The 21,168-nt window shown below is 71.1% G+C and carries 20 protein-coding genes; 18 read left to right on the top strand and 2 right to left on the bottom strand.

Translation table 11 applies throughout. The features are described 5' to 3' along the window. Positions 1-118: 118 nt before the first annotated feature. Both AC3B5L_RS08875 and AC3B5L_RS08870 read left to right on the top strand, forming a co-directional pair. Entirely contained in the window at positions 119-1,930 is a 1,812-nt protein-coding gene (locus AC3B5L_RS08875) for an NAD(P)/FAD-dependent oxidoreductase (RefSeq protein ID WP_490095648.1), read from the top strand. Beyond that, positions 1,927-2,676 carry a winged helix-turn-helix domain-containing protein gene (locus AC3B5L_RS08870; protein ID WP_259954510.1) on the top strand — a complete coding sequence of 250 codons (750 nt, stop codon included), beginning with the start codon at positions 1,927-1,929 and terminating at the stop codon, positions 2,674-2,676. Before AC3B5L_RS08875 ends, AC3B5L_RS08870 begins: the two co-directional genes overlap by 4 nt. A 15-nt stretch (positions 2,677-2,691) precedes the next feature. On the opposite strand, the gene AC3B5L_RS08865 is transcribed toward AC3B5L_RS08870, so the two are convergent. Continuing rightward, positions 2,692-2,994 (bottom strand): hypothetical protein, encoded by a 303-nt coding sequence (locus AC3B5L_RS08865; RefSeq protein ID WP_187661516.1) that lies wholly within the window; start codon positions 2,992-2,994, stop codon positions 2,692-2,694. Positions 2,995-3,094: 100 nt separating this feature from the next. Here AC3B5L_RS08865 and AC3B5L_RS08860 point away from each other — a divergent pair, with 100 nt between their 5' ends. From AC3B5L_RS08860 to aroQ, 12 genes are all read left to right on the top strand, one after another. Continuing rightward, complete coding sequence (locus AC3B5L_RS08860) at positions 3,095-4,453, top strand: replication-associated recombination protein A (protein WP_259954509.1); 1,359 nt, start codon at positions 3,095-3,097, stop codon at positions 4,451-4,453. Between the two features lie 181 nt (positions 4,454-4,634). Next, positions 4,635-5,264, top strand: a complete 630-nt coding sequence (gene rpsD / locus AC3B5L_RS08855; RefSeq protein ID WP_187661514.1) for a 30S ribosomal protein S4 — start codon at positions 4,635-4,637, stop codon at positions 5,262-5,264. A gap of 110 nt (positions 5,265-5,374) precedes the next feature. Then, the gene (locus tag AC3B5L_RS08850; protein ID WP_490095647.1) at positions 5,375-5,563 is read left to right on the top strand and encodes a hypothetical protein; all 189 of its coding nucleotides are present in this window, start codon (positions 5,375-5,377) and stop codon (positions 5,561-5,563) included. A 55-nt stretch (positions 5,564-5,618) separates the two neighbouring features. Next, the gene (gene alaS, locus AC3B5L_RS08845; RefSeq protein WP_490095646.1) at positions 5,619-8,279 is read left to right on the top strand and encodes an alanine--tRNA ligase; all 2,661 of its coding nucleotides are present in this window, start codon (positions 5,619-5,621) and stop codon (positions 8,277-8,279) included. After that, positions 8,276-8,749, top strand: a complete 474-nt coding sequence (gene ruvX, locus AC3B5L_RS08840; RefSeq protein ID WP_490095645.1) for a Holliday junction resolvase RuvX — start codon at positions 8,276-8,278, stop codon at positions 8,747-8,749. Before alaS ends, ruvX begins: the two co-directional genes overlap by 4 nt. A gap of 2 nt (positions 8,750-8,751) precedes the next feature. Continuing rightward, entirely contained in the window at positions 8,752-10,293 is a 1,542-nt protein-coding gene (mltG, locus tag AC3B5L_RS08835) for an endolytic transglycosylase MltG (RefSeq protein WP_313366732.1), read from the top strand. Positions 10,294-10,297: 4 nt separating this feature from the next. Continuing rightward, positions 10,298-11,110 (top strand): shikimate dehydrogenase family protein, encoded by an 813-nt coding sequence (locus AC3B5L_RS08830; RefSeq protein ID WP_490095644.1) that lies wholly within the window; start codon positions 10,298-10,300, stop codon positions 11,108-11,110. Between the two features lie 57 nt (positions 11,111-11,167). Further along, on the top strand, positions 11,168-12,397 hold the full coding sequence (aroC, locus tag AC3B5L_RS08825; protein ID WP_187661509.1) for a chorismate synthase: 1,230 nt from the start codon (positions 11,168-11,170) through the stop codon (positions 12,395-12,397). Further along, on the top strand, positions 12,381-12,899 hold the full coding sequence (locus tag AC3B5L_RS08820) for a shikimate kinase (RefSeq protein ID WP_259954503.1): 519 nt from the start codon (positions 12,381-12,383) through the stop codon (positions 12,897-12,899). Before aroC ends, AC3B5L_RS08820 begins: the two co-directional genes overlap by 17 nt. After that, entirely contained in the window at positions 12,896-13,984 is a 1,089-nt protein-coding gene (aroB, locus tag AC3B5L_RS08815; protein WP_280570118.1) for a 3-dehydroquinate synthase, read from the top strand. Before AC3B5L_RS08820 ends, aroB begins: the two co-directional genes overlap by 4 nt. Next, positions 13,981-14,505: a GNAT family N-acetyltransferase gene (locus AC3B5L_RS08810; protein ID WP_187661507.1), complete on the top strand. Its 525-nt coding sequence runs from the start codon at positions 13,981-13,983 to the stop codon at positions 14,503-14,505. Before aroB ends, AC3B5L_RS08810 begins: the two co-directional genes overlap by 4 nt. Continuing rightward, a complete protein-coding gene (gene aroQ / locus AC3B5L_RS08805) occupies positions 14,502-14,942 on the top strand; it encodes a type II 3-dehydroquinate dehydratase (protein ID WP_259954502.1) in 441 nt (146 codons plus the stop codon). The genes AC3B5L_RS08810 and aroQ overlap by 4 nt, the downstream gene beginning before the upstream one ends. A 10-nt stretch (positions 14,943-14,952) precedes the next feature. On the opposite strand, the gene AC3B5L_RS08800 is transcribed toward aroQ, so the two are convergent. Next, the gene (locus tag AC3B5L_RS08800; protein WP_187661505.1) at positions 14,953-15,291 is read right to left on the bottom strand and encodes a hypothetical protein; all 339 of its coding nucleotides are present in this window, start codon (positions 15,289-15,291) and stop codon (positions 14,953-14,955) included. 177 nt (positions 15,292-15,468) lie between these two features. Between AC3B5L_RS08800 and efp the strand changes: the two genes are divergently transcribed. The 4 genes from efp to AC3B5L_RS08780 all read left to right on the top strand — a co-directional run bounded on the left by efp (position 15,469) and on the right by AC3B5L_RS08780 (position 21,105). After that, the gene (efp, locus tag AC3B5L_RS08795) at positions 15,469-16,029 is read left to right on the top strand and encodes an elongation factor P (protein ID WP_025103502.1); all 561 of its coding nucleotides are present in this window, start codon (positions 15,469-15,471) and stop codon (positions 16,027-16,029) included. A 3-nt stretch (positions 16,030-16,032) separates the two neighbouring features. Then, on the top strand, positions 16,033-16,443 hold the full coding sequence (nusB, locus tag AC3B5L_RS08790; RefSeq protein ID WP_101845674.1) for a transcription antitermination factor NusB: 411 nt from the start codon (positions 16,033-16,035) through the stop codon (positions 16,441-16,443). A 43-nt stretch (positions 16,444-16,486) separates the two neighbouring features. After that, a complete protein-coding gene (locus AC3B5L_RS08785) occupies positions 16,487-19,447 on the top strand; it encodes a DEAD/DEAH box helicase (RefSeq protein ID WP_259954500.1) in 2,961 nt (986 codons plus the stop codon). Between the two features lie 80 nt (positions 19,448-19,527). Beyond that, a complete protein-coding gene (locus AC3B5L_RS08780; protein WP_259954498.1) occupies positions 19,528-21,105 on the top strand; it encodes a Rieske 2Fe-2S domain-containing protein in 1,578 nt (525 codons plus the stop codon). Positions 21,106-21,168: the final 63 nt, after the last annotated feature.

Raw genomic sequence — 21,168 nt, 5'->3', positions numbered from 1 at the left:
GGGACGTTACCGTTTCGTGAGCAGAACGTTCGACGCAGGAAACACTCCGCGTCATCTCCGGGTAACACGGCGCTCCTATCGTCGCGACCACGACAGTCCCCAGGTCGACAGGAGTTCCATGGACGACAACGCAGCGCGCACAGCGGAGATCGTCGTCGTGGGGGCGGGCGTTGCGGCGCACCGCTTCGTCGCGCGGATGCTGGAGGATCCGGAGCGGGACGTGCGGATCACGGTGTTCGGAGACGAGGGGCGGCTGCCTTATGACCGCTCCGGGCTGGCGCGGGTGGTCGCGGGCGACGCGGCATCGGGCATCGATCTCGACCGGGCGCCGTTCCGCGACGATCGGGTGCGGTTGATCGACGACGACCGGGTGCTGCGTATCGACAGGGCGGGACGCCGCGTGCGGACCCGTTCGCGCCGCTGGTACGACTACGACGCGCTCGTCCTGGCGACCGGGACCCACGCGCGCCCGCTCGAGGTGCCAGGCATCCGCGCTCGTGGGGCCTTCACCTTCCGCGCGATGGAAGACGCACAGACCCTGCGCGCGTTCCTGGCCATCCGCAGGACGGAGCTGCCACGTGCCCTCCGAGCGGTGGTGCTCGGCGGAGACGAGTCCGGGGTCGACGTTGCGCTCGCTCTGGACGAGGCCGGAGTGCAGACGACCCTCGTCGCCACCGCGGATCGGCTGCTTCCCTCCGTGCTGTCGGCGCCCGCCGCGGCGGCGCTGCGGCGGGTCGTGGAGGCACGCGGGATCACCGTGCGGACCCGGACGCGGCTGACGCGCGTCGATCCCGACGAGGCCGGTGCCGTCACCGCGGTCGAGTTCCAGGACGGGACGTTCGTCCGGGCGGACCTCGTCGTGACGACCGGTGCACGGGCCAGAGACGAACTCGCGCGCAACGCCGGTCTCCCGGTGCGCCAGGGCGGAGGCGTGATCGTGGATGCCGCCGGACAGACAGAGGACGAGCGGATCCTCGCCATCGGGGACGTCGCGGTGGGAGTCGGCCAGCTCGAGCGGGGCGTCGAAGCCGCATGCTCCTCCGCGGACCGTGCGGTCGCCGCCCTGTGCGGCGCTCCGCTCACGGACCGAGGACCGCGGCGCTGGTACGGACGGCCCGGTGGCATCGACCTCGCCGTCCTGCGGATCGACGACGTCCGTGGGTCGGCCTTCGCCGTCCCGCTGTCCGCCCTCGACGGACGCCGTTTCGGAGAGATCCTGCTCTCCGCAGATGCGCGTCAGGTGTACGGAGCGACGACGATCGGCGAACAGGGTCAGGCATGGCTGGCGCGGTTCTCGCGCGATGACACCGATCGGCGCGCGGAGGTTCGCGTGCTTCTGGCTTCGGCAGCGTCCGACGACCGCGCGGACGAATGCGGCCACGGTCTCCTGACGCTCCCGCTGGACGCGCTGACTGTCGAGCTGGATCGCCGGGGGATCCGGACGTTCGCCGATGCCCTGGCCGCAGCGGGGGAGAGCCGTGACTGCGGGCCCTGCCTCCGCCGTCTGGCGGTTGCGCTGCTGCAGCGTGACCCCGCCCCTGCCGACACCCCCGACCGCCGACCGGGCGTCCGCCTCCGTGGTTCGGCCGCCGCTTCCGTCGTCGACGTCGAGGTCGAGGTCGGGAGGGAGATCGACGCTGCGCTCCTCCTCGTGATCGGCCGCCTGGCCCAGCGTCACGACGCCACGATCGGTCTCGGCGAGGCGACGATCACCGTCGGGGGGATCCGGCGCGGCGACCTCCCGCGAGTGCTGGCGGGCCTCCGGGCCGCAGGCGCGGTGATCCGGACCTCGGAGCCGGAAGCCGGCGGGCGCCACCCGATGACGCCGCTGGTCGGACCCGCGGACGGGGGAACCCGCCGGCGTCGAGACCTGGACCGCAGCGGCACAGGGACGGCGGCGGGAGTGCGGTCCGCAGAGGGGGCGAGATGAGCGCGCCGACCCGCGTGGCCCCGGCACTCGTGGGTTCCCGCATCGCGGTCGCCGAGGTGGCACGGCCGGTGCGGCCCGAGCCCGTCGACGCCGACGCGCTCCTGCACGCCCTCACCGGCAGCGGGTCGGAGGTCGTGCGGATCGTGTCACTGCGGGACGATCAGGCGATCCCCGCCGGCACGAAGCGAACGGCGCACCGCATCGCGACCGGCCAGGTCGACGCTGTGCTGTTCCCCGCCGCCGAAGGCGTGCCAGGCCTCCTGGCGATCTTCGAGCGCCTCGGCATGCTCGATGTGGTGCGTGCTCGCGCGCGGGCTTCGCGGTTGCTCCTGGCGACCGCCGACCCCACAGCGACGGCTCAGCTGGCGGAGCTCGGACTGGCCGCGTCCACAGCGTGCGGGCCGACGGCGGAAGACCTCGCCCGCACGGTCATCGATCACTTCGCCCGCGCGGGGCGCGAACGGCGGACGGACGTCGGCGACGTGGCGGTACGCAGCGGGGGCATTCTCATCGACGGCGTGTTCGTCCCGCTCTCCCGCGGAGCCGTGAGCGTCATGGAAGCGCTGTTCGTGGCCGACGGGCGGGTGCTCAGCCGGACGGAGATCGGGCAGGTGCTCCCGGGCGGGCGGCGGAGTCCTCGAGCCGTCGAGGTCGCTGTGGCGCGGCTCCGCGAGGCCCTCGGCGACGTCGACCTCGTGCAGACCGTGGTCAAGCGCGGCTATCGACTCGCGGTGCTCGACGACTGATCGTGCCGGATCGGTTCACTCCGAGGGAGTGGCGGGCGCGGTCGGAGCCTCCGTCGGGGTATCGGTCGGCGCCGGGGACGGTTCGATCGAGGAGGTGGGCGAGGGCGACGGCGTCGGTTCCGGAGCGGTCACCTGCGCATGCACGACCTGGCTGACGATCGCGCCCACGACGATGAGGGCGCCGACGGTGATCGCGATGGCGTTGTCCCGGGTCCGTCGGCGGATCTGGTCCTGGTGCCAGCGGGTGCGAGCGGTGTGCAGCCGAGCGCGCTCCGCCTCGGTGCGTGTCTGCGCCTTCTTGGAACCGCGTGCGGCCATGCCCTGCTTCTCCCGTCCGACGCCGGTCCACGACGTCGCCTGAGAGCCTACCGGGGCGCCGGCCTCGCCTCGTGTCCCCGGCCGCCGTTAGCCTGGAGGAATGTCCTCTCCCTCCGCCCTGCTCTCCGGGCAGACACCGCTCGCCGTGCGCATGCGTCCGGTGTCGCTGGACGAGGTCGCGGGACAGCGCCACCTGCTGCGGGCCGGGTCGCCCATCGTCGCCCTCGCCGATCCGGAGGCCAGCTCGCCCGGTGCGGTGTCTATCATCCTCTGGGGCCCGCCCGGCACCGGGAAGACCACGCTCGCCCAGGCCATCGCCCGGTCCTCCGGCCGCCGGTTCGTCGAGCTCTCGGCCATCACCGCCGGCGTGAAGGACGTGCGGGAGGTCATGCAGGAGGCGATCACGCAGCGCGACCTCTACGGGCAGACGACGATCCTCTTCCTCGACGAGATCCACCGCTTCACCAAGGCCCAGCAGGACGCCCTGCTGCCCGGCGTGGAGAACGGCTGGGTCATCCTCATCGCCGCCACCACGGAGAACCCCTCGTTCTCGGTGATCTCGCCTCTGCTGTCCCGGTCGCTGCTGCTCACCCTGCAGCCGCTCACCGATGACGACATCGGCGTGCTCGTGGATCGGGCGGTGTCGGACGCCCGCGGACTCGGAGGCGCGGTCGCGCTCACCGACGAGGCGCGGTCGGCCCTCATCCGCCTCGCGTCGGGGGACGCCCGTCGCGCCCTCACGGGGCTGGAGGCCGCCGCCGCGGTGGCGCTCTCGCACGCGGCGACGGCCGACGACGACAGCGAGGACCAGGAGTCGACCGTCCCCGAGGTCACCGCCGACGATGTGGCGCAGGCCGTCGACAAGGCTCTGCTCCGCTACGACCGGCAGGGCGACGAGCACTATGACGTCATCAGCGCCTTCATCAAGTCGATCCGAGGCTCCGACCCGGACGCCGCGCTGCACTACCTCGCCCGCATGATCGAGGCGGGGGAGGACCCGCGGTTCATCGCCCGGCGGCTCGTCATCTCCGCGTCCGAGGACGTCGGGCTCGCCGACCCCCAGGCGCTCGGCATCGCCGTGGCCGCCGCCGACGCCGTGGCCTTCATCGGGATGCCGGAGGGACGCATCCCGCTCGCGGAGGCCACCGTGTACCTGGCCACGACCGCGAAGTCGAACGCGGCGTATGTCGGCATCGACGCGGCCATCGCCGACATCCGGGCCGGAGGGTTCGGGCGCGTGCCGCTGCACCTCCGCGACGCCCACTACCCGGGCGCCAAGCGCCTGGGCCACGGCCGCGGCTATCGCTACGCGCACGACAGCGAGTTCGGGATCGTGCCGCAGCAGTACCTGCCGGACGAGCTCGACGGACGCCACTACTACGAGCCGAAGAACCTGGGCGCGGAGCGCGACATCAGTGCACGGCTGGAGCGCATCCGCCGGATCCTCGGCGACCGGTGATCCGCGGGCCTCGGGTGTCTGCCGTCGTCTGTTAGACTTGAGCGGCTCGAAACCGTGTTTTCGGGCATCTCCTCGTTCACACCCCACCTCGACGGCACCCCGGCGTGCGCCCCGAGGAAGAACGCGGTGATACGTCCGTCGGACGTGAAATCCACGTCCACGTCATCGGAAGGATAACTTCGTGGTCACGAAGTCCCAGGACCGCCGCAAGGTGCGTCTCAGCCGCGCCCTCGGCGTGGCACTCACCCCCAAGGCCGCCCGCTACCTCGAGAAGCGTCCCTACGCTCCGGGCGAGCACGGCCGCACCAAGCGCAAGGCCGACAGCGACTACGCCGTCCGTCTGCGTGAGAAGCAGCGTCTGCGCGAGCAGTACGGCATCCGCGAGAAGCAGCTGCGTATCGCGTTCAACGAGGCCCGTCGCCAGGACGGTCTGACCGGTGAGAACCTCGTCGAGCTCCTCGAGATGCGTCTCGACGCGCTCGTGGTCCGTTCGGGCTTCGCCCGCACCACGGCGCAGGCTCGCCAGCTCGTCGTGCACCGTCACATCCTCGTCGACGGCCAGCTCGTCGACCGCCCGTCGTTCCGCGTGAAGCCGGGTCAGCTCATCCACGTCAAGCCCAAGAGCGAGGGCCTCGAGCCCTTCCAGGTGGCAGCCGCCGGCGGTCACGCCGAGGTCCTGCCCGCCGTTCCGGGTTACCTCGAGGTCGAGCTCGACAAGCTCCAGGCCCGCCTGGTCCGTCGTCCGAAGCGCGCCGAGGTCCCCGTGACCTGTGAAGTGCAGCTCGTCGTCGAGTACTACGCGGCTCGCTGATCCAGCGGAAGAGCATCAGGCAGGAGGCGTCGGGGTTCCCGACGCCTCCTGTCGTTTCCGCCTACGATGGAGAGACCGCGCCTTCGCGGCTCTAGGGCAAGGATGACGACATGAAGAATGTGCTGTGGTTCCTGATCGGCGTGATCGGCGGCTTCGTCGCGGCTCACTTCATGAACAAGGACCGGCGGGGCCACGACATCCTGGTCGACGTCGACGCCCGCCTCAACGGCCTCGCCGCGATCCTCAGCGACGCGTATCGCGCGCAGGAGGCTCGGTTGACCGAGCCGGGCGAGAACTGACCCCCCGCATCTGCGCCTCGGCGCGCCCCCTCACGCAAGGACATCCGGCACTCCTATGAAAACTGCGGAAATCGCGCAGCGCTACCTCTCCTACTTCGAGAAGAACGACCACCTCATCGTCCCCTCGGCATCCCTGGTCAGCGACGACCCCTCGCTGCTGTTCACGGTCGCCGGCATGGTCCCGATGATCCCGTACCTCACGGGCGTGGTCCCGGCGCCGCATCCGCGCATCGCCGACCTGCAGAAGTGCATCCGGACCAACGACATCGAGGAGGTCGGGCGCACCGCGCGTCACGGCACGTTCTTCCAGATGCTCGGCAACTGGTCGTTCGGCGACTACTTCAAGGAAGGCGCGATCCGCTACGCCTGGGAGCTGCTCACGAGCTCGGAGGCCGACGGCGGCCTCGGCTTCGACGAGAAGGATCTCTGGGTCACCGTGTACGAGACCGACGACGAGGCCGAGGCGATCTGGCGCGACATCATCGGACTCAAGCCGGAGCGCATCCAGCGCCTCGGCCGCGCGGACAACTACTGGAACACCGGCCAGCCCGGTCCCGGCGGCCCTGACTCCGAGATCTTCTTCGACCGTGGCCCGGCCTACGGCAAGGACGGCGGCCCCGCTGCCGACGACTCGCGGTTCCTGGAGATCTGGAACCTCGTGTTCATGCAGGACTTCATCGAGAACATCCGCGGCAAGACCGAGTTCGACATCGTCGGCGAGCTGCCGATGAAGAACATCGACACCGGCATGGGGCTGGAGCGCGTCGCCTTCCTCAAGCAGGGCGTCGAGAACATGTACGAGACCGACCAGGTGCGGCCGGTGCTCGACCGCGCCGTCGAGCTCTCGGGCCGTCGCTACGGCGCCGTGCACGAGGACGACGTCCGTTTCCGCGTGATCGCGGACCACGTGCGCTCCTCGCTCATGCTGCTCTCCGACGGCGTCCGTCCGTCGAACGAGGGCCGCGGCTACATCCTGCGACGCCTCATGCGCCGCACCGTGCGGGCCATGCGCCTCCTCGGTGTCGACGACCCCGCGTTCCCCGAGCTGTTCGCCGCCTCACGCGACGCGATGAAGTCGGCGTACCCGGAGCTGGAGCGCGACTGGTCCGTGCTCTCCTCGGCGGCCTTCGCCGAAGAGGAGACCTTCCGGCGCACCCTGGCGCAGGGATCGACCATCCTCGACCTCGCGCTCGACGAGACGAAGAAGGGCGGCGGGAAGACCCTCAGCGGTTCCGAGGCGTTCCTGCTGCACGACACCTACGGCTTCCCGATCGACCTCACCCTGGAGGTCGCCGAAGAGGCCGGGCTGGACGTGGACCGTGCCGCGTTCGACTCCCTCATGCAGGAGCAGCGTCAGCGCGCGAAGGACGACGCCCGCAACCGCAAGCGCCAGCTCGCGGATGTCTCGGTGTACCGCGACCTGCGCGCGCTGGGCGAGACGGGCTTCGACGGCTACACGGCCCTCGAGGTGGAGTCCCGCGTGCTCGGCCTGCTCGTCGACGGTGCGCCGGTGCGCAGCGCCGCCGAGGGCCAGATCGCCGAGGTCGTGCTCGCCGAGACGACGCTGTACGCCGAGTCCGGCGGCCAGGTCGCGGACAAGGGCACCATCGTGGGCCCCGGCTACGAGCTCGAGGTGCTCGACGTGCAGCGTCCGGTCCCCGGGCTGATCAGCCACACGGTGGAGGTCTCCCGCGGCACGGTCGCGGTCGATGACATCGCGACGACGATCGTCGACGCCGCCAATCGGCGCGCCGCCCGTCAGGCGCACTCCGCCACCCACCTCGTGCATGCCGCCCTCCGGGACACGCTCGGCCCGACCGCCACGCAGTCGGGCTCGCTCAACCGCGCCGGCTACATGCGGTTCGACTTCGCCTGGTCGCAGGCACTGTCGACGGACACCCGCACGGAGATCGAGGAGATCACGAACCGCGCCGTGCAGGACGCCCTCGAGGTGACCACCCGCATCGTGACGCTCGACGAGGCCAAGGAAGCGGGCGCCATGGCGCTCTTCGGCGAGAAGTACGGCGACGTCGTGCGGATGGTCGACATCGGCGGCCCGTGGTCGCGCGAGCTCTGCGCCGGCACGCACGTGTCGACCAGTGCGGAGATCGGTCTGGTCAGCGTGGTGGGGGAGTCGTCGGTCGGCGCCTCCAACCGCCGGATCGAGGCTCTCGTCGGCGCGGATGCGTTCCGGGAGCTCGCGGCAGAGCGCGCTCTCGTCTCGCAGCTCACCGCCTCCCTGAAGACCCCGCGCGAGCAGCTCCCGGAGCGGATCGCCGATCTCGCCGCGAGCCTCAAGGCCGCGGAGAAGCGCATCGCGCAGTTCGAGGCGAAGGAGCGAGCGGGACGCATCCCCGCCATCGCCGAGGCCGCGACGCGCGTCGGGGACTTCCGCCTGGCGGCACAGACGCTGGGTGACGTGGCCTCGGCGGACGATGTCCGCGAGCTCGTCAACGGCGTGCGCGACCGGCTCGGCTCCGACCCCGCGGTCGTCGCGCTCGGGGCGGTCGTCAACGGTCGCCCTGTCGTCGTCGTCGCCACGAACGAGGCCGCGCGCGGTGCCGGTGCGAAGGCGGGTGCGCTCGCGAAGCGCGCCGCCGGTGTGCTCGGCGGAGGCGGCGGTGGGCGCGACGACGTCGCCCAGGGCGGCGGTACCGACGCAGCGGCGCTGCCCGCCGCGCTCGAGGCCGTCTCCCAGGAGCTGCGGGGCGCGTGAGCGGTTATCGCCGCGGGGTCCGGCTCGGCATCGATGTCGGCCGGGCCCGCGTGGGCGTGGCCCGGTCCGATCCGGACGGCATGCTGGCCGTCCCCGTCGAGACCGTGCCGCGCGACGAGCACTCGCTGACGCGCATCGCGGAGCTGGCTGCGGAGTACGAGCCGCTGGAGATCGTGGTCGGACTTCCGGTGAACATGCAGGGCGCGGACACGCCGTCGACGGTCGATGCGCGGGTGTTCGCGGCCGCACTCCAGGGGCGCAGCGGCGTGCCGGTCCGCCTCGTGGACGAGCGTCTGAGCACCGTCTCCGCGCATGCGGCGTTGCGGAGTTCTGGGCGATCACAGAAGAACTCTCGTAGCATTGTGGATCAGGTCGCCGCCGTGGTGCTGCTGCAGCAGGCGATCGACACGGAGAAGAGCACCGGAAACCCGGCCGGTGCCCCGGTCCCCGTTGACGAGGAGCCCGCCTGAACATGTCCGAACGCGAGAGCCGTGCGCCCGAGCACGAGCAGAGCACCCGGTTGGGGGATCTGTTCGAGAACCTCCCCGCTCCGTCCCCGCAGGTCCCGACCGCCGCGGATGACACGCCGGCACCCGGATCCCGCCGCGCGGCGAGGGAGGCCGCGGCCCGCGAGCAGGAGGCCCCGCCCGCTCCGGACCCCGGTGTCGCACCCGCTGCCGATGTGCCCGCCCGCCCGGTCTCGGCGTCGGCGGCGACCACTGCGGAGACACCGGGGAACGACCACCGGCCGGCGGTGCCCGGCGCGGATCCCGAACCGGTCGCGACACGCGCGATGCCCGTCGCCGCGACGAGCGCGGATGAGACCCCCGCTCCGGGGCCGCGCCGGTCGACCGGCACCGAAGACCCCGCACCCGCGCTGGGCGGCGGGCTCGACGAGATCTTCGCCGCCCAGGACGACGGCCGCGATCACGGTGCGCCGACCAAGAAGAAGCGCCGCAAGGGCTGCCTCGTCGCCCTGATCATCGTCCTGGTGATCCTCGGCGGCATCGCCGCCGGCGGAGTCTGGGTCGCCAACACCTTCGGCGACCGCATCGCCGACGCCATGGGGTGGGGGGAGCCGAAGGACTGGGAGCCCGGTCAGGCGACCGGTGAGGTGTACGTCACGATCAAGCAGGGCGACACGGGCGGCCCCGTGTCGACGGCGCTGTACGAAGCCGGCGTCACGAAGACCGAGGACGTCTTCTACGACTACCTCATCGACGAGAACATCGCGGTGACCTTCTATCCCGGCGTCTACCGCCTGCAGAAGAAGATGACGGCGGAGGATGCCCTCGCCGCGCTCCGCAACGAGGAGAACAAGCTCGAGAACACCGTCTCCATGCCGGAGGGCGGGACGATCGAATCGGCCCTGCCGTCCATGGCCGAGACTCTCGGGATGCCGCTGGCCGACCTCGAGGCAGCCGTCGCCGATCCGTCCGCGTACGGGGTGGAGGCGCAGAGCCTGGAGGGGTGGCTGTTCCCCGCGGTGTACACGTTCGACCCCGAGGTCACCGCGACGCAGGTCATCCAGCGCATGGTCGACCGGACGCGCGAATCGCTCGCCGCCGCCGGCGTCCCGGACGAGGACGCGCAGCGGATCCTCACGATCGCCTCGATCATCCAGCGCGAAGGCCGCACGGACGACTTCGCCAAGGTGTCCCGCGTGATCCAGAACCGCCTCGACGACGACATGCTGCTCCAGATGGACTCGACGGCGCAGTACGGGTATGGCTCCCTGCACGAGGGCGTGGTCTCGAGCTCGGCCGAGGCTCTGGAAGACCCCAACGAGTGGAACACCTACGTGAACAAGGGGCTTCCGGCCACGCCGATCGCGAGCCCGAACGATGCCGCGATCGATGCCGCGATGCACCCCGCGGACGGGCCGTGGATCTACTTCGTCACCGTCAACCTCGAGACCGGCGAGACGCAGTTCTCGGAGACTCTCGCGGAGCACGAGCAGGGCGTGGAGAAGTGGCGGGACTGGTGCCGCGCGAACCCCGACGCCGGTTGCTGACGCGGTGAACCGGAGACGGCTGGCGGTCTGGGGCGACCCGATCGGGCACTCACGGTCGCCGGAGCTGCACGCCGCAGCCTACGCGGTGCTCGGGCTGGACTGGGAGTACGGGCGCCGCCAGGTCGGCGCGGAGGGCTTCGCGGACGCGGTCGAGGCGCTCGACGACACCTGGCGCGGCCTGTCCCTGACGATGCCGCTCAAGGAAGAGGCCTACCGATACGCCGCCAGCCGGGATGCCCACGCGGAGCTGACCGGCGCGGTCAACACGCTCCTGTTCTCGGAGACCCCGGCAGGATTCAACACCGACGTCGGCGGGATCGTCGATGCGCTCGGGGACGCCGGCATCCGCGAGATCGGGACGGCGCGGATCCTGGGCGCCGGAGCCACGGCGGCCTCGGCCCTCGTCGCTCTCGCCGACCTCGGGGCGACACGGGTCGAGGTCGCCGCCCGTCGGCCGGAACGCGCCGCGGGGCTCGTCCGGATCGGGGAGCGACGCGGCGTCGTGGTCACCCCACGATCGCTCGACGAGGCGGACGGCGCCGTCGACCTCACGGTGGCGACGCTGCCCTCCGGTACAACGTTGCCGCCGGAGAGTGCCGCCCGCCTGGCCGAGACCGGCGGCACGCTGTTCGACGCCGCCTACGCGCCCTGGCCGTCCACCCTGGCGGCGGCATGGGGCGCAGCGCCGGCGGTCTCCGGACTCGGAATGCTGCTGCATCAGGCGGTCCGGCAGATCCGGATCTTCCTGCACGGCGACCCGGTTTCGCCGCTGCCGGACGAGGACGCGGTCCTCGCCGCGATGCGCGCCACCCTCTGAGCGCCGCCCGACGAAACGCGGCACGGCGCGGGGGAAACGCATGGGAGACTAGAGCACATGCTCCGCGTGCTCACGGCCGGCGAATCGCACGGCCCAGAACTCATCGCCGTCATGGAGGGTCTGCCCTCCGGCGTCCCGGTGTCGTCCGAGGCCATCCAGGCCGACCTCGCCCGCCGCAAGCTCGGCTATGGACGCGGCTCCCGGATGAAGTTCGAACAGGACGAGCTCACCATCTCCGGCGGTGTCCGGCACGGGAAGACGCTGGGCAGCCCCATCGCCCTGCGCATCGGCAACACCGAGTGGCCGAAGTGGATCGAGGTCATGAACCCGGAGCCCGTGGAGCTCACCGACCGCTCGCGCGGTCGTGGCGCGCCGCTGACCCGGCCGCGTCCGGGCCACGCCGACCTCGTGGGCATGCAGAAGTACGACTTCGACGAGGCCCGTCCGATCCTCGAGCGTGCGAGCGCCCGGGAGACCGCCGCCCGCGTGGCGCTCGGCGCCGTCGCCCGCTCCTTCCTCGGCGAGCTCGGCATCCGGCTCGTCAGCCACACGCTCTCCATCGGCCCGGTGCGCGTGCCGGATGGCGCGGCGCTGCCGACCCCGGACGACGTCGACGCGCTGGACGCCGACCCGCTGCGGTGCTTCGACCCCGCGACGTCGGCACTCATGGTCGCGGAGGTGGACGACGCCAAGAAGGACGGCGACACGCTCGGCGGCATCGTCGAGGTCCTCGCGTACGGCCTGCCCCCGGGGCTCGGCTCCCACGTGCACTGGGATCGTCGTCTGGACGCCCGGCTGGCCCAGGCACTCATGAGCATCCAGGCGATCAAGGGCGTGGAGGTCGGCGACGGCTTCGAGACCACGCGCCGCCGCGGCTCCGCCGCCCACGACGAGCTCTTCGCCACCGCCGACGGCATCGCCCGCGGCACGGACCGCGCCGGCGGCACCGAGGGTGGCATGTCCACGGGGACCGTCCTGCGCGTGCGGGCGGGCATGAAGCCGATCGCGACCGTGCCGCACGCGCTGCGCACGATCGACATCGCGACCGGCGACCAGGCGACCGCGCACCACCAGCGTTCCGACGTCTGCGCCGTGCCCGCGGCGGGCGTCGTTGCGGAGGCCATGGTCGCCATCGAGCTGGCCCGCGCCGTGCTGGAGAAGTTCGGCGGCGACAGCATCCGTGAGACGCGCCGCAACCTGGAGGGATACCTCGACGGCATCCCCGCGGAGCTGCGCACGGCCCCCGCGTCCGAGGCGGCGCTCATCGCGCATGACGAACGAGGCTGAGCCGCTGACGCTGGTCCTCGTCGGACCGATGGCGGCAGGCAAGACCAGTGTCGGGCGACGGGTCGCGCGGCGTCTGGGGGTCGCCTTCATCGACACCGACAAGCGCATCGTCGCCGCGCACGGCCCGATCCCGGAGATCTTCGCCACGCACGGCGAGGCGCACTTCCGGGAGCTCGAGCGCGCGGCGGTCCGTGAGGCTATCGCCGAGGGCGGCGTGATCTCCCTCGGCGGCGGCGCGGTCACGGACCCGGAGACGCGCGCGCTGCTGCGTGCGCACCCCGTGGTCTTCCTCTCCGTGAGCGAGGCAGCGGTGGCCGACCGACTGCGCGGCGGGACGCGCCCGCTGCTGGCGGGCGAGGACCCGGTCGAGAAGTGGAAGCGCATCTTCGCGGAACGGCGAGGATGGTATGACGAGGTGGCGTCGACCACGTTCGACACCTCACGGCGTCCGATGCAGCGCATCGCGGACGAGATCGTGGCATGGAGGAGAGAACAGCGATGAGCACGACGACCATCAGCGTCACCGGGAGCGACGCCTACGACATCACGATCGGACGGGGGATCCTCGACCAGGTGTCCGCGGCTCTCGCGCCGGGCGTCCGCAAGATCCTCGTCGTGCACCCGCCGACCCTCGCGGCCCGCGCCGCCGAACTCCGCGACCGACTCCTCGCCGACACCGCCGATGGCCCGCGTGAGGTGCTGCTCGCCGAGATCCCGGATGCCGAGCAGGGCAAGCGCATCGAGGTGGCCGCGTTCTGCTGGCAGGTCATGGGTCAGGCGGACTTCACGCGCACGGACGCCGTCGTCGGCTACGGCGGGGGAGCGGTGACCGACCTCGCCGGCTTCGTCGCGGCGACCTGGCTGCGCGGCATCCAGATCGTTCAGGTGCCCACCACCGTGCTCGGCCTCGTGGACGCCGCCGTGGGCGGAAAGACCGGGGTCAACACCGCGGAGGGCAAGAACCTCGTCGGCGCCTTCTGGGCACCGCGCGCGGTGATCGGCGACCTCGACGAGCTGGGCAGCCTGAGCCCCAACGAGGCCACTGCGGGGTTCGCGGAGGTCGTCAAGGCCGGCTTCATCTGGGCACCGGAGATCCTCGACATCATCGAGGCCGATCCCGCGCGCGCGGTTGACACCACGACGGAGGAGTTCCGGCGGTCCGTCGAACTCGCGATCGACATGAAGGCGCAGGTCGTCTCGGACGACTTCCGCGAGGCCGGACAGCGCGAGATCCTGAACTACGGCCACACCCTCGGCCACGCGATCGAGCATGCCGAGCGGTATCGCTGGCGGCACGGGGCGGCCATCTCGATCGGCATGCTGTATGCCGCGGAGCTGTCCCGGCTGGCGGGGCGCCTCTCGGACGCCGCGGCGGAGCGCCACCGCACGATCCTCGAGTCGCTGGGCCTGCCCACCTCGTACCGTGCCGGAGCCTGGCCGCAGCTGCTCGCCACGATGCAGCGCGACAAGAAGAGCCGCGGCGGCATGCTCCGCTTCATCCTGCTGGACGACATCGCCAAGCCCACCGTGCTCCAGGCGCCGGACGAGTCGCTGCTCTTCGCCGCGTATCAGGAGATCGGCGCATGAGCATCGCCGTCCGGCGCATCACGCCGGAGGACTGGCGGGAGGTGAAGGCGCTGCGGCTGCAGGCCCTCGCCGACCCCGCCGCGCCGATGGCCTTCCTCGACACCGTCGAGCACGCCGCCGCACAGCCCGACCGCTTCTGGCAGGAGCGCGCGGCGAACGCCTCGGGTGACGCGGCCGCGGCGCAGTTCGTCGCGATCGCCGACGACGGCACCTGGACCGGGACGATCACGCTGCTCCCGCATCGCGAGCAGCATGACGCCGGCCTGGTCGTGGGGGTCTACGTGGCGGATGCGCACCGCGGTGCGGGCGTCATCGATGCGCTCCTCGACGCCGCGGCCGCCTGGGCACGTGATCGTGGGCTGCGTGCGCTCGTGCTCGAGGTGCACGTGGACAACTCCCGGGCGCAGGCCGTCTACCGTCGAGCCGGCTTCGTCCCTACCGGCGAGATCGAGACCTCGGGTTTCGGTCGGGAGTGGGTCATGCGCCGCGAACTGGCCGACACGGGGAGCGTGCCCGCATGACCGCTCCGCGTCGGCTGCTGCTCGTCAACGGCCCCAACCTGAACCTCCTCGGCACCCGCGAACCCGAGGTGTACGGCACGGCGACCCTCGCCGACGTCGAGCGGATCACCGCCCAGGCCGCCGCGGCGTTCGGGTTCGAGGTACGGGCGCTGCAGAGCAACCACGAGGGCGTGCTCATCGACGCGATCCACGACGCGCGGTCGGACTGCGCGGGCATCGTCATCAATCCGGGCGGCCTCACCCATACGTCGGTGGCCCTGCGCGACGCGCTCACCGGCGTCGCGTTGCCCTTCGCCGAGGTGCACATCTCCGACGTGTACGCCCGCGAGGAGTTCCGTCACCACTCGTACCTGCACGACGTCGCCGCGGTCCGTGTCGTCGGACACGGCGTCGACGGCTACCCGGAGGCCGTGCGGGAGCTCGTCGCGCACCTCTGACCAGGCGGGATCAGGGCAGGCCGACGAGCAGGACGCAGACGGTGATGCCCACGAGCGTCAGCAGAGCCATGGCGAGGAAGCAGCCGGCGAGCGCACGGAGCCGAGGACGCACAGGCGCCACGGTGAGGCGGATGACCACCATCGCCACCAGGCCCAGCACCAGGACGATCGCCGTGATGAGGCCAACCGTTCCCGCCGCCCCGCCGCTGCGGACGATCCCGATCAGGGGCACGAGGCTGACCGCGGTGAAGATCGCGGCGACGATGAGCCACACCGCCCCGGACGACGTCCGCAGTGCCGGCTGATTCGCCATCCTGGTCGGGTCGCGGTCGCGGTCGTTCTCACTCATGTCGATTCCTCCTGTCCCGCTCCAGGCTGCCCGGGGGCGGTCATCGTCGTCACGGGGCTTCCCCTCGCACCCAGGAGCGTCTATCGTGCCCACGCGGCGGCTGGCGCCGGGCATCCCGTAGAATCGACTGTCGGCCGACCCCGGCCCCCACGGACTCAGGAACGGAACTCCTCGCACATGGCATCCACCGCAGACATCAAGAACGGCGTCGTCCTCAGCATCGACGGGCAGCTCTGGAGCGTCATCGAGTTCCAGCACGTCAAGCCCGGCAAGGGCGGCGCGTTCGTCCGCACGAAGCTGAAGAACGTCGTCTCGGGCAAGACCGTGGACCGCACGTACAACGCCGGTGCGAAGATCGACATCGAGAACGTCGACCGTCGCGACTACACCTACCTCTACACCGACGGTGACGGGTTCGTGTTCATGGACCAGACCGACTTCGACCAGATCACGCTGCCGGCCGCCACGGTCGGCGACGCGAAGAACTTCCTGCTCGAGAACCAGCAGGTCACCATCGCCCTCAACAACGGCAACCCCCTCTACATCGACCTCCCGGCGTCGGTCATCCTCGAGGTGACCTACACCGAGCCCGGCCTGCAGGGCGACCGCTCGTCCGCCGGCACCAAGCCCGCGACGCTCGAGACCGGCTACGAGATCCAGGTCCCGCTGTTCCTGGAGACCGGCACCAAGGTCAAGGTCGACACCCGCACGGGCGAGTACCTCGGCCGCGAGAAGTAAGGCGTGAGCGCCCGCACGAAGGCGCGCAAGCGCGCGCTCGACATCCTGTTCTCCGCCGACGTCCGCGGCGACGACGTCGCGGTGGCCCTCGCCGCCGAGGCGAAGCGTGCCGCGAACGAGCCCGCGCGCGAGGCGTCGTGGCTGTACGCCCGCGAGATCGTCGACGGCATCATCGACCAGCGCGACGAGATCGATGAGCAGATCACGACGCACAGCCGTGACTGGAAGCTCGAGCGGATGCCCGCCGTCGACCGCGCCCTGCTGCGCATCGGCGCGTGGGAGATCCTCTACAACGACGAGGTGCCGACCGCGGTCGCGATCGACGAGGCGGTGGAGCTCGCGAAGGAGTTCTCCACCGATGAGTCGGGCGCGTTCGTGCACGGCGTGCTCGCCCGCGTCGCCCGCTCGGCCTGAGCGCCGCAGCGGCGGTGTCGGCGATGGCGGGCAGGATCATCCCATGATCCGCCCGCCCGTCTCCGCCTCGGGTGCCCCGGGAGACGGGGCGCGGGACTGGCGCGCGCTGTTCGAGGGCGGCGCCGCTCCGGCGGCGACGACCCCGCTGGCCCTCGGGTTCGAGCTGCGCGTCCGCGACGCCCGAGGAGCGAATCCGTGGGCGTCCCGGCCGCAGCGCACCGCGACTCCGCGTGATGTCGCGAAGGCGACCGGAGAGATCCTCCTCGGCATCCGTCCGCTGGAGCGGAGCGCGGCGACGGGGTCCTGGGTGCTCGGCTCCGCCACCTGGGACGCGGTCCGCCGCGCGCCGGACCAGTACGGTCGGGAGCAGTCGCGGTGGTTCGCCGATCTGCTGAGCATCGCGCGCGACGCGCTGCTCTCCGGCACGGCGGGGGACTGGCTCGTCGCCGACCTGATCGAGTCGCGGCTCCTCTGGGGGCATCTGCGGTCGGCGACCGACCTTGGCATCCCGCTCGTGGCGGCCCAGCGGTCGACGACGCTCGTCCTCGCTGACAGCGCAGAACTGGCGGCGACCGTGTCCCGTGACGACGACGGCGGCCTCGTCGTCCGTCCGGTCGTGACCCTGGACGGGCGCGAGACGCTGCCGGGCAGCATCCGCGCCCTCGGGCGCTCCGGCGTGTACGAGGTCGCGCAGAGCGGGTCGCGCCTGCAGGTGACGCTCGCGGAGCTTCCGCTCGCGGGGCCCGCGCCGTCGCTGCTCCGGGCCGGGATGCTCGTCGTCCCCGCAGCGGAGGAGGCGGCCTTCCTCCAGGACGCCTATCCGCTCCTCGCGCGTCGCCTCTCCGTCCGCGCGGTCGGCCGCGTCTCGCTGCCGGACCTCCCGCCGCCCCGTGCCGTGCTGCGGGTGGCGTTCCGTCGCGGCGACACCGTGGAGTACGCCGTCGAGTGGGACTATCGCGGCTTCGGGCGGGTGCCGTTCACGCCGGGTCCGGAGGCCGTGCGCGATCCGGAGGCCGAGGCCGGGGTGACGGAGCGGATCCGGAACGTCTGGCAGGAGCACGGTGTCGCGTTCGCCCCCGCGGGCGCGTTCCACGACGTGGAAGCCGCGGAGTTCATGACCCGCGTCGTCCCCGCCGTGGAGGCGGAGGGCGTCGAGGTGGAGGTGTCGGGCCGCCGCAAGACGTATCGCGAGCTCGCCGGGGAGCCGGAGATCACGGTCTCGACCGTGGAGAGCACCGACCCGGACTGGTTCGACCTCGGCGTCATCGTCCGCATCGACGGTCGGAACATCCCGTTCGAGCCGCTCTTCACCGCCCTGAGCGCGGGGAGACGGAAGCTCCTGCTCGTCGACGGCAGCTACTTCTCCCTGAACCACCCGGCGCTCGACCGTCTGCGTGACCTGCTCGACGAGGCCGGAGACCTCGACGAGTGGGAGACGGGCCCACGGATCAGTCGTCATCAGACGGATCTGTGGGAGGAGTTCGAGGATCTGGCGGACGAAGCCCTTCCCGCGGTGAGCTGGCGCGCCACGGCCGAGGGACTGCGCAGCGCCACTGCGGTGCCGTCGGTGCCGATCCCGCCGGGGCTCACCGCACACCTTCGGCCGTACCAGAAGGAGGGCCTCGACTGGCTCGCGTTCCTCTGGACGCACCGCCTCGGCGGCATCCTCGCCGATGACATGGGGCTCGGGAAGACCGTCCAGTTGCTCGCGCTCATCCTGCATGCCAGGGCGGCGGGGGAGGAGCGCCCCTTCCTCGTCGTGGTCCCGACGTCCGTGCTGGCCACGTGGCGCACCGAAGCCGCGCGATTCGCTCCCGGCCTCCGCGTGGTCACCCGGGACTCCACGGCCGGACCGTCGGCGAGTGTCGCGGCTCGCGAGGCCGACGTCGTGCTGACGACCTACGCCGTCGCCCGGCTCGATGAAGAGGGGTTCGCAGGCGTCACCTGGGCCGGATTGTTCCTCGACGAGGCCCAGTTCGTGAAGAATCCGGCGACGAAGCTGCACCGTGCCGTCGCCCGCTTCCCAGCCGACGTCACCATCGCGGTCACGGGCACGCCGCTGGAGAACAGCCTGGAGGAGCTCTGGGCGCTGCTGAAGCTCACGGCGCCCGGCCTGTTCGCCTCGGCGCGGAAGTTCCGCGAGCACTACATCCAGCCGATCGAGCAGGGGAAGGTCCCGGAGAACGCGGAGGGCGGACCCTACCGGCAGCGCCGCCTCGCGCAGCTTCGACGGCGCATCCGTCCCCTCGTGCTCCGCCGCACCAAGGAGCTCGTCGCCCCCGATCTTCCGCCGAAGCAGGAGCAGGTGCTGGAGGTCGAGCTGAGCGCGGGGCATCGCGAGCTCTACGAGACGGTGCTGCAACGCGAGCGGCAGAAGGTGCTCGGCCTGCTGGAGGATCTCGATCGGAACCGCTTCATCGTGTTCCGGTCGCTGACTCTGCTGCGCATGCTGAGCCTCGCTCCGGCGCTGATCGACCCGGCCGATGCGCGCCTCGGCTCCCGCAAGCTCGACGAGCTCCTGGAACGGATCGTCGAGCTGCAGGCGGAGGGGCACCGCGCGCTCGTGTTCAGCCAGTTCACGTCCTTCCTCGACATGGCGGCCGCGCGTCTGGACGCCGCCGGCATCCCGTACGCGCACCTCGACGGCTCGACGCGGCATCGCGAGCGGGTGGTCACGGACTTCGCGGAGGGGGAGCAGCCCGTCTTCCTCATCAGCCTGAAGGCCGGCGGATTCGGACTCACCCTGACCGAGGCCGACTACGTCTTCCTCCTCGACCCGTGGTGGAACCCCGCCGCCGAGGCGCAGGCCGTCGACCGCACGCACCGCATCGGCCAGCGCAGCCAGGTGTTCGTGTACCGCATGATCGCGACCGGCACGATCGAGGAGAAGGTCCTCGCGCTGCAACGCCGCAAGGCGCGGCTGTTCACGGCCGTGCTCGACGACGACGCGCTCTTCGCCCAGGCGCTCACCGCCGACGACATCCGCGGTCTCTTCGACGACTAGACCGTTTTCCCCGGCCCGTCCCGCCGGCTGCTCAGGGAGCCGTCGGTACAATCGAACGGTTCATCTTCGAGAGGAATGCAATGCGGATCACGGGACTCGGCCACGCCGGCATGTTCATCGAGACGGTGGGCGGCAACATCATCTGCGACCCGGTGCTCGGCCCGTCCTTCTTCGGGTCCTGGTTCCCGTTCCCGGACAACCGCGCGCTCGACTGGGAGCGGTACGGACGGGAAGCCGACTTCCTCTACATCTCGCACCGGCACCGCGACCACTTCGACCCGGCGCTGCTGGAGCGGTACATCCGCAAGGACATCGAGGTGCTCCTCCCGGAGTACCCGATCGACGACCTGGAGCAGGACATCCGGGCGCTCGGCTACACGAACATCACCTACGCGCCCGCCGGCGAGATCATCGAGCGCGGGGCGCTCAAGATGATGATCACCCCGCTGCGCGCTCCGAGCGACGGCCCGATCGGCGATTCGTCGCTCAGCGTGGACGACGGCACGGGGTCGATGCTGAACCAGAACGACTCGCACCCGCTCGATCTCGACAAGCTGCTGCACTTCGGGAAGCCCGACGCCTACTTCACCCAGGTCTCCGGAGCGATCTGGTGGCCCATGGTCTACGACCTGCCTCTGGACGCCAAGCAGAACTTCGCCCGTCTCAAGCGCGAGGCGCAGAACAAGCGGGCGATGTACTACATCGAGAAGGTCGACGCGCCGCACGTCTTCCCGATGGCAGGGCCGCCCATGTTCCTCCGCGACGACCTCTTCGACTTCAACGGGATGGGCCGCAACGGCGAGTCCATCTTCACGGACCAGAAGCAGTTCATCGCGCACATGAAGGAGCTGGCGCCGAAGTACGACGGGCAGCTCTTCGTCCCCGGCACGCTCGTCACGATCGACGGCGGTGCGGTGACCACCGAGCAGACGCTCTACACCGAGGCCGAGCTCGCCCACATCTTCGACGAGAAGTGGGAGTACCTGGAGGAGCAGCGCGCGACCCGCCAGCAGGAGATCCGCGACGAGGAGGCGTCTCGCGCCGAGACCATCCCGCCCGACGAGATGTTGGCGGCGATCAAGGAGTGGTGGGAGCCGCTGCTGAAGAAGTCGCGCACCATCCGCCTCGGTGTCGGCGGGCACGTCCGCTTCCGGATCGGGGAGCTGGACATGGTGGTCGACTTCCCGCGCGCCAAGGTCCGCGAGTACGCGGGCGAGGAGTGCGTGTACTGGTACACGATCCCGGCCGACCTCGTGTCGACGAACATCCGCGACCACGAGATCGACTGGTCGAACTCGATCTTCCTGTCGATGCAGTTCTCGGTCGGGCGCAGCGGCAAGTTCAACGAGTTCCTCACCACCTTCCTCAAGTGCCTCTCGGTCGACCGGATCGAGTACGTCGAGAACTGGTACCAGGAGCAGACCGACCAGACCGAGGATGCGGAGATCGGCGACTGGGTCGTCCAGCGCCGCTGCCCGCACCTTCGTGCCGACCTCACCAAGACGGGGAAGGTCGACGAGGACGGCATCCTGACGTGCAGCATGCACGACTGGAAGTGGGACCTGAAGACCGGGCGCTGCCTCTCCACGAGCGGCCACCCGATCCGTTCCTCGAAAATCGACGACGTGACGGATCCCGTGCTCCGCGAGGCGAGCTGACCGGGGGGACCATCGCGGGTCCGATAGACTGGGGGCACTAGCAACCTTTAACACCGTCCTGTG

The organism is Microbacterium sp. C-MGS6 (assembly GCF_058140415.1).
This window is presented reverse-complemented; position numbering and strand designations above follow the sequence as displayed.

Excerpts from the sequence above, each read along its gene's own strand:
- AC3B5L_RS08875 (WP_490095648.1), top strand. The coding sequence starts at position 119 with ATGGACGACAACGCAGCGCGCACAGCGGAGATCGTCGTCGTGGGGGCG.
- AC3B5L_RS08870 (WP_259954510.1), top strand. The coding sequence starts at position 1,927 with ATGAGCGCGCCGACCCGCGTGGCCCCGGCACTCGTGGGTTCCCGCATC.
- AC3B5L_RS08865 (WP_187661516.1), bottom strand. The coding sequence starts at position 2,994 with ATGGCCGCACGCGGTTCCAAGAAGGCGCAGACACGCACCGAGGCGGAG.
- AC3B5L_RS08860 (WP_259954509.1), top strand. The coding sequence starts at position 3,095 with ATGTCCTCTCCCTCCGCCCTGCTCTCCGGGCAGACACCGCTCGCCGTG.
- AC3B5L_RS08850 (WP_490095647.1), top strand. The coding sequence starts at position 5,375 with ATGAAGAATGTGCTGTGGTTCCTGATCGGCGTGATCGGCGGCTTCGTC.
- alaS (WP_490095646.1), top strand. The coding sequence starts at position 5,619 with ATGAAAACTGCGGAAATCGCGCAGCGCTACCTCTCCTACTTCGAGAAG.
- mltG (WP_313366732.1), top strand. The coding sequence starts at position 8,752 with ATGTCCGAACGCGAGAGCCGTGCGCCCGAGCACGAGCAGAGCACCCGG.
- aroC (WP_187661509.1), top strand. The coding sequence starts at position 11,168 with ATGCTCCGCGTGCTCACGGCCGGCGAATCGCACGGCCCAGAACTCATC.
- AC3B5L_RS08820 (WP_259954503.1), top strand. The coding sequence starts at position 12,381 with ATGACGAACGAGGCTGAGCCGCTGACGCTGGTCCTCGTCGGACCGATG.
- aroB (WP_280570118.1), top strand. The coding sequence starts at position 12,896 with ATGAGCACGACGACCATCAGCGTCACCGGGAGCGACGCCTACGACATC.
- AC3B5L_RS08810 (WP_187661507.1), top strand. The coding sequence starts at position 13,981 with ATGAGCATCGCCGTCCGGCGCATCACGCCGGAGGACTGGCGGGAGGTG.
- aroQ (WP_259954502.1), top strand. The coding sequence starts at position 14,502 with ATGACCGCTCCGCGTCGGCTGCTGCTCGTCAACGGCCCCAACCTGAAC.
- AC3B5L_RS08800 (WP_187661505.1), bottom strand. The coding sequence starts at position 15,291 with ATGAGTGAGAACGACCGCGACCGCGACCCGACCAGGATGGCGAATCAG.
- efp (WP_025103502.1), top strand. The coding sequence starts at position 15,469 with ATGGCATCCACCGCAGACATCAAGAACGGCGTCGTCCTCAGCATCGAC.
- AC3B5L_RS08785 (WP_259954500.1), top strand. The coding sequence starts at position 16,487 with ATGATCCGCCCGCCCGTCTCCGCCTCGGGTGCCCCGGGAGACGGGGCG.
- AC3B5L_RS08780 (WP_259954498.1), top strand. The coding sequence starts at position 19,528 with ATGCGGATCACGGGACTCGGCCACGCCGGCATGTTCATCGAGACGGTG.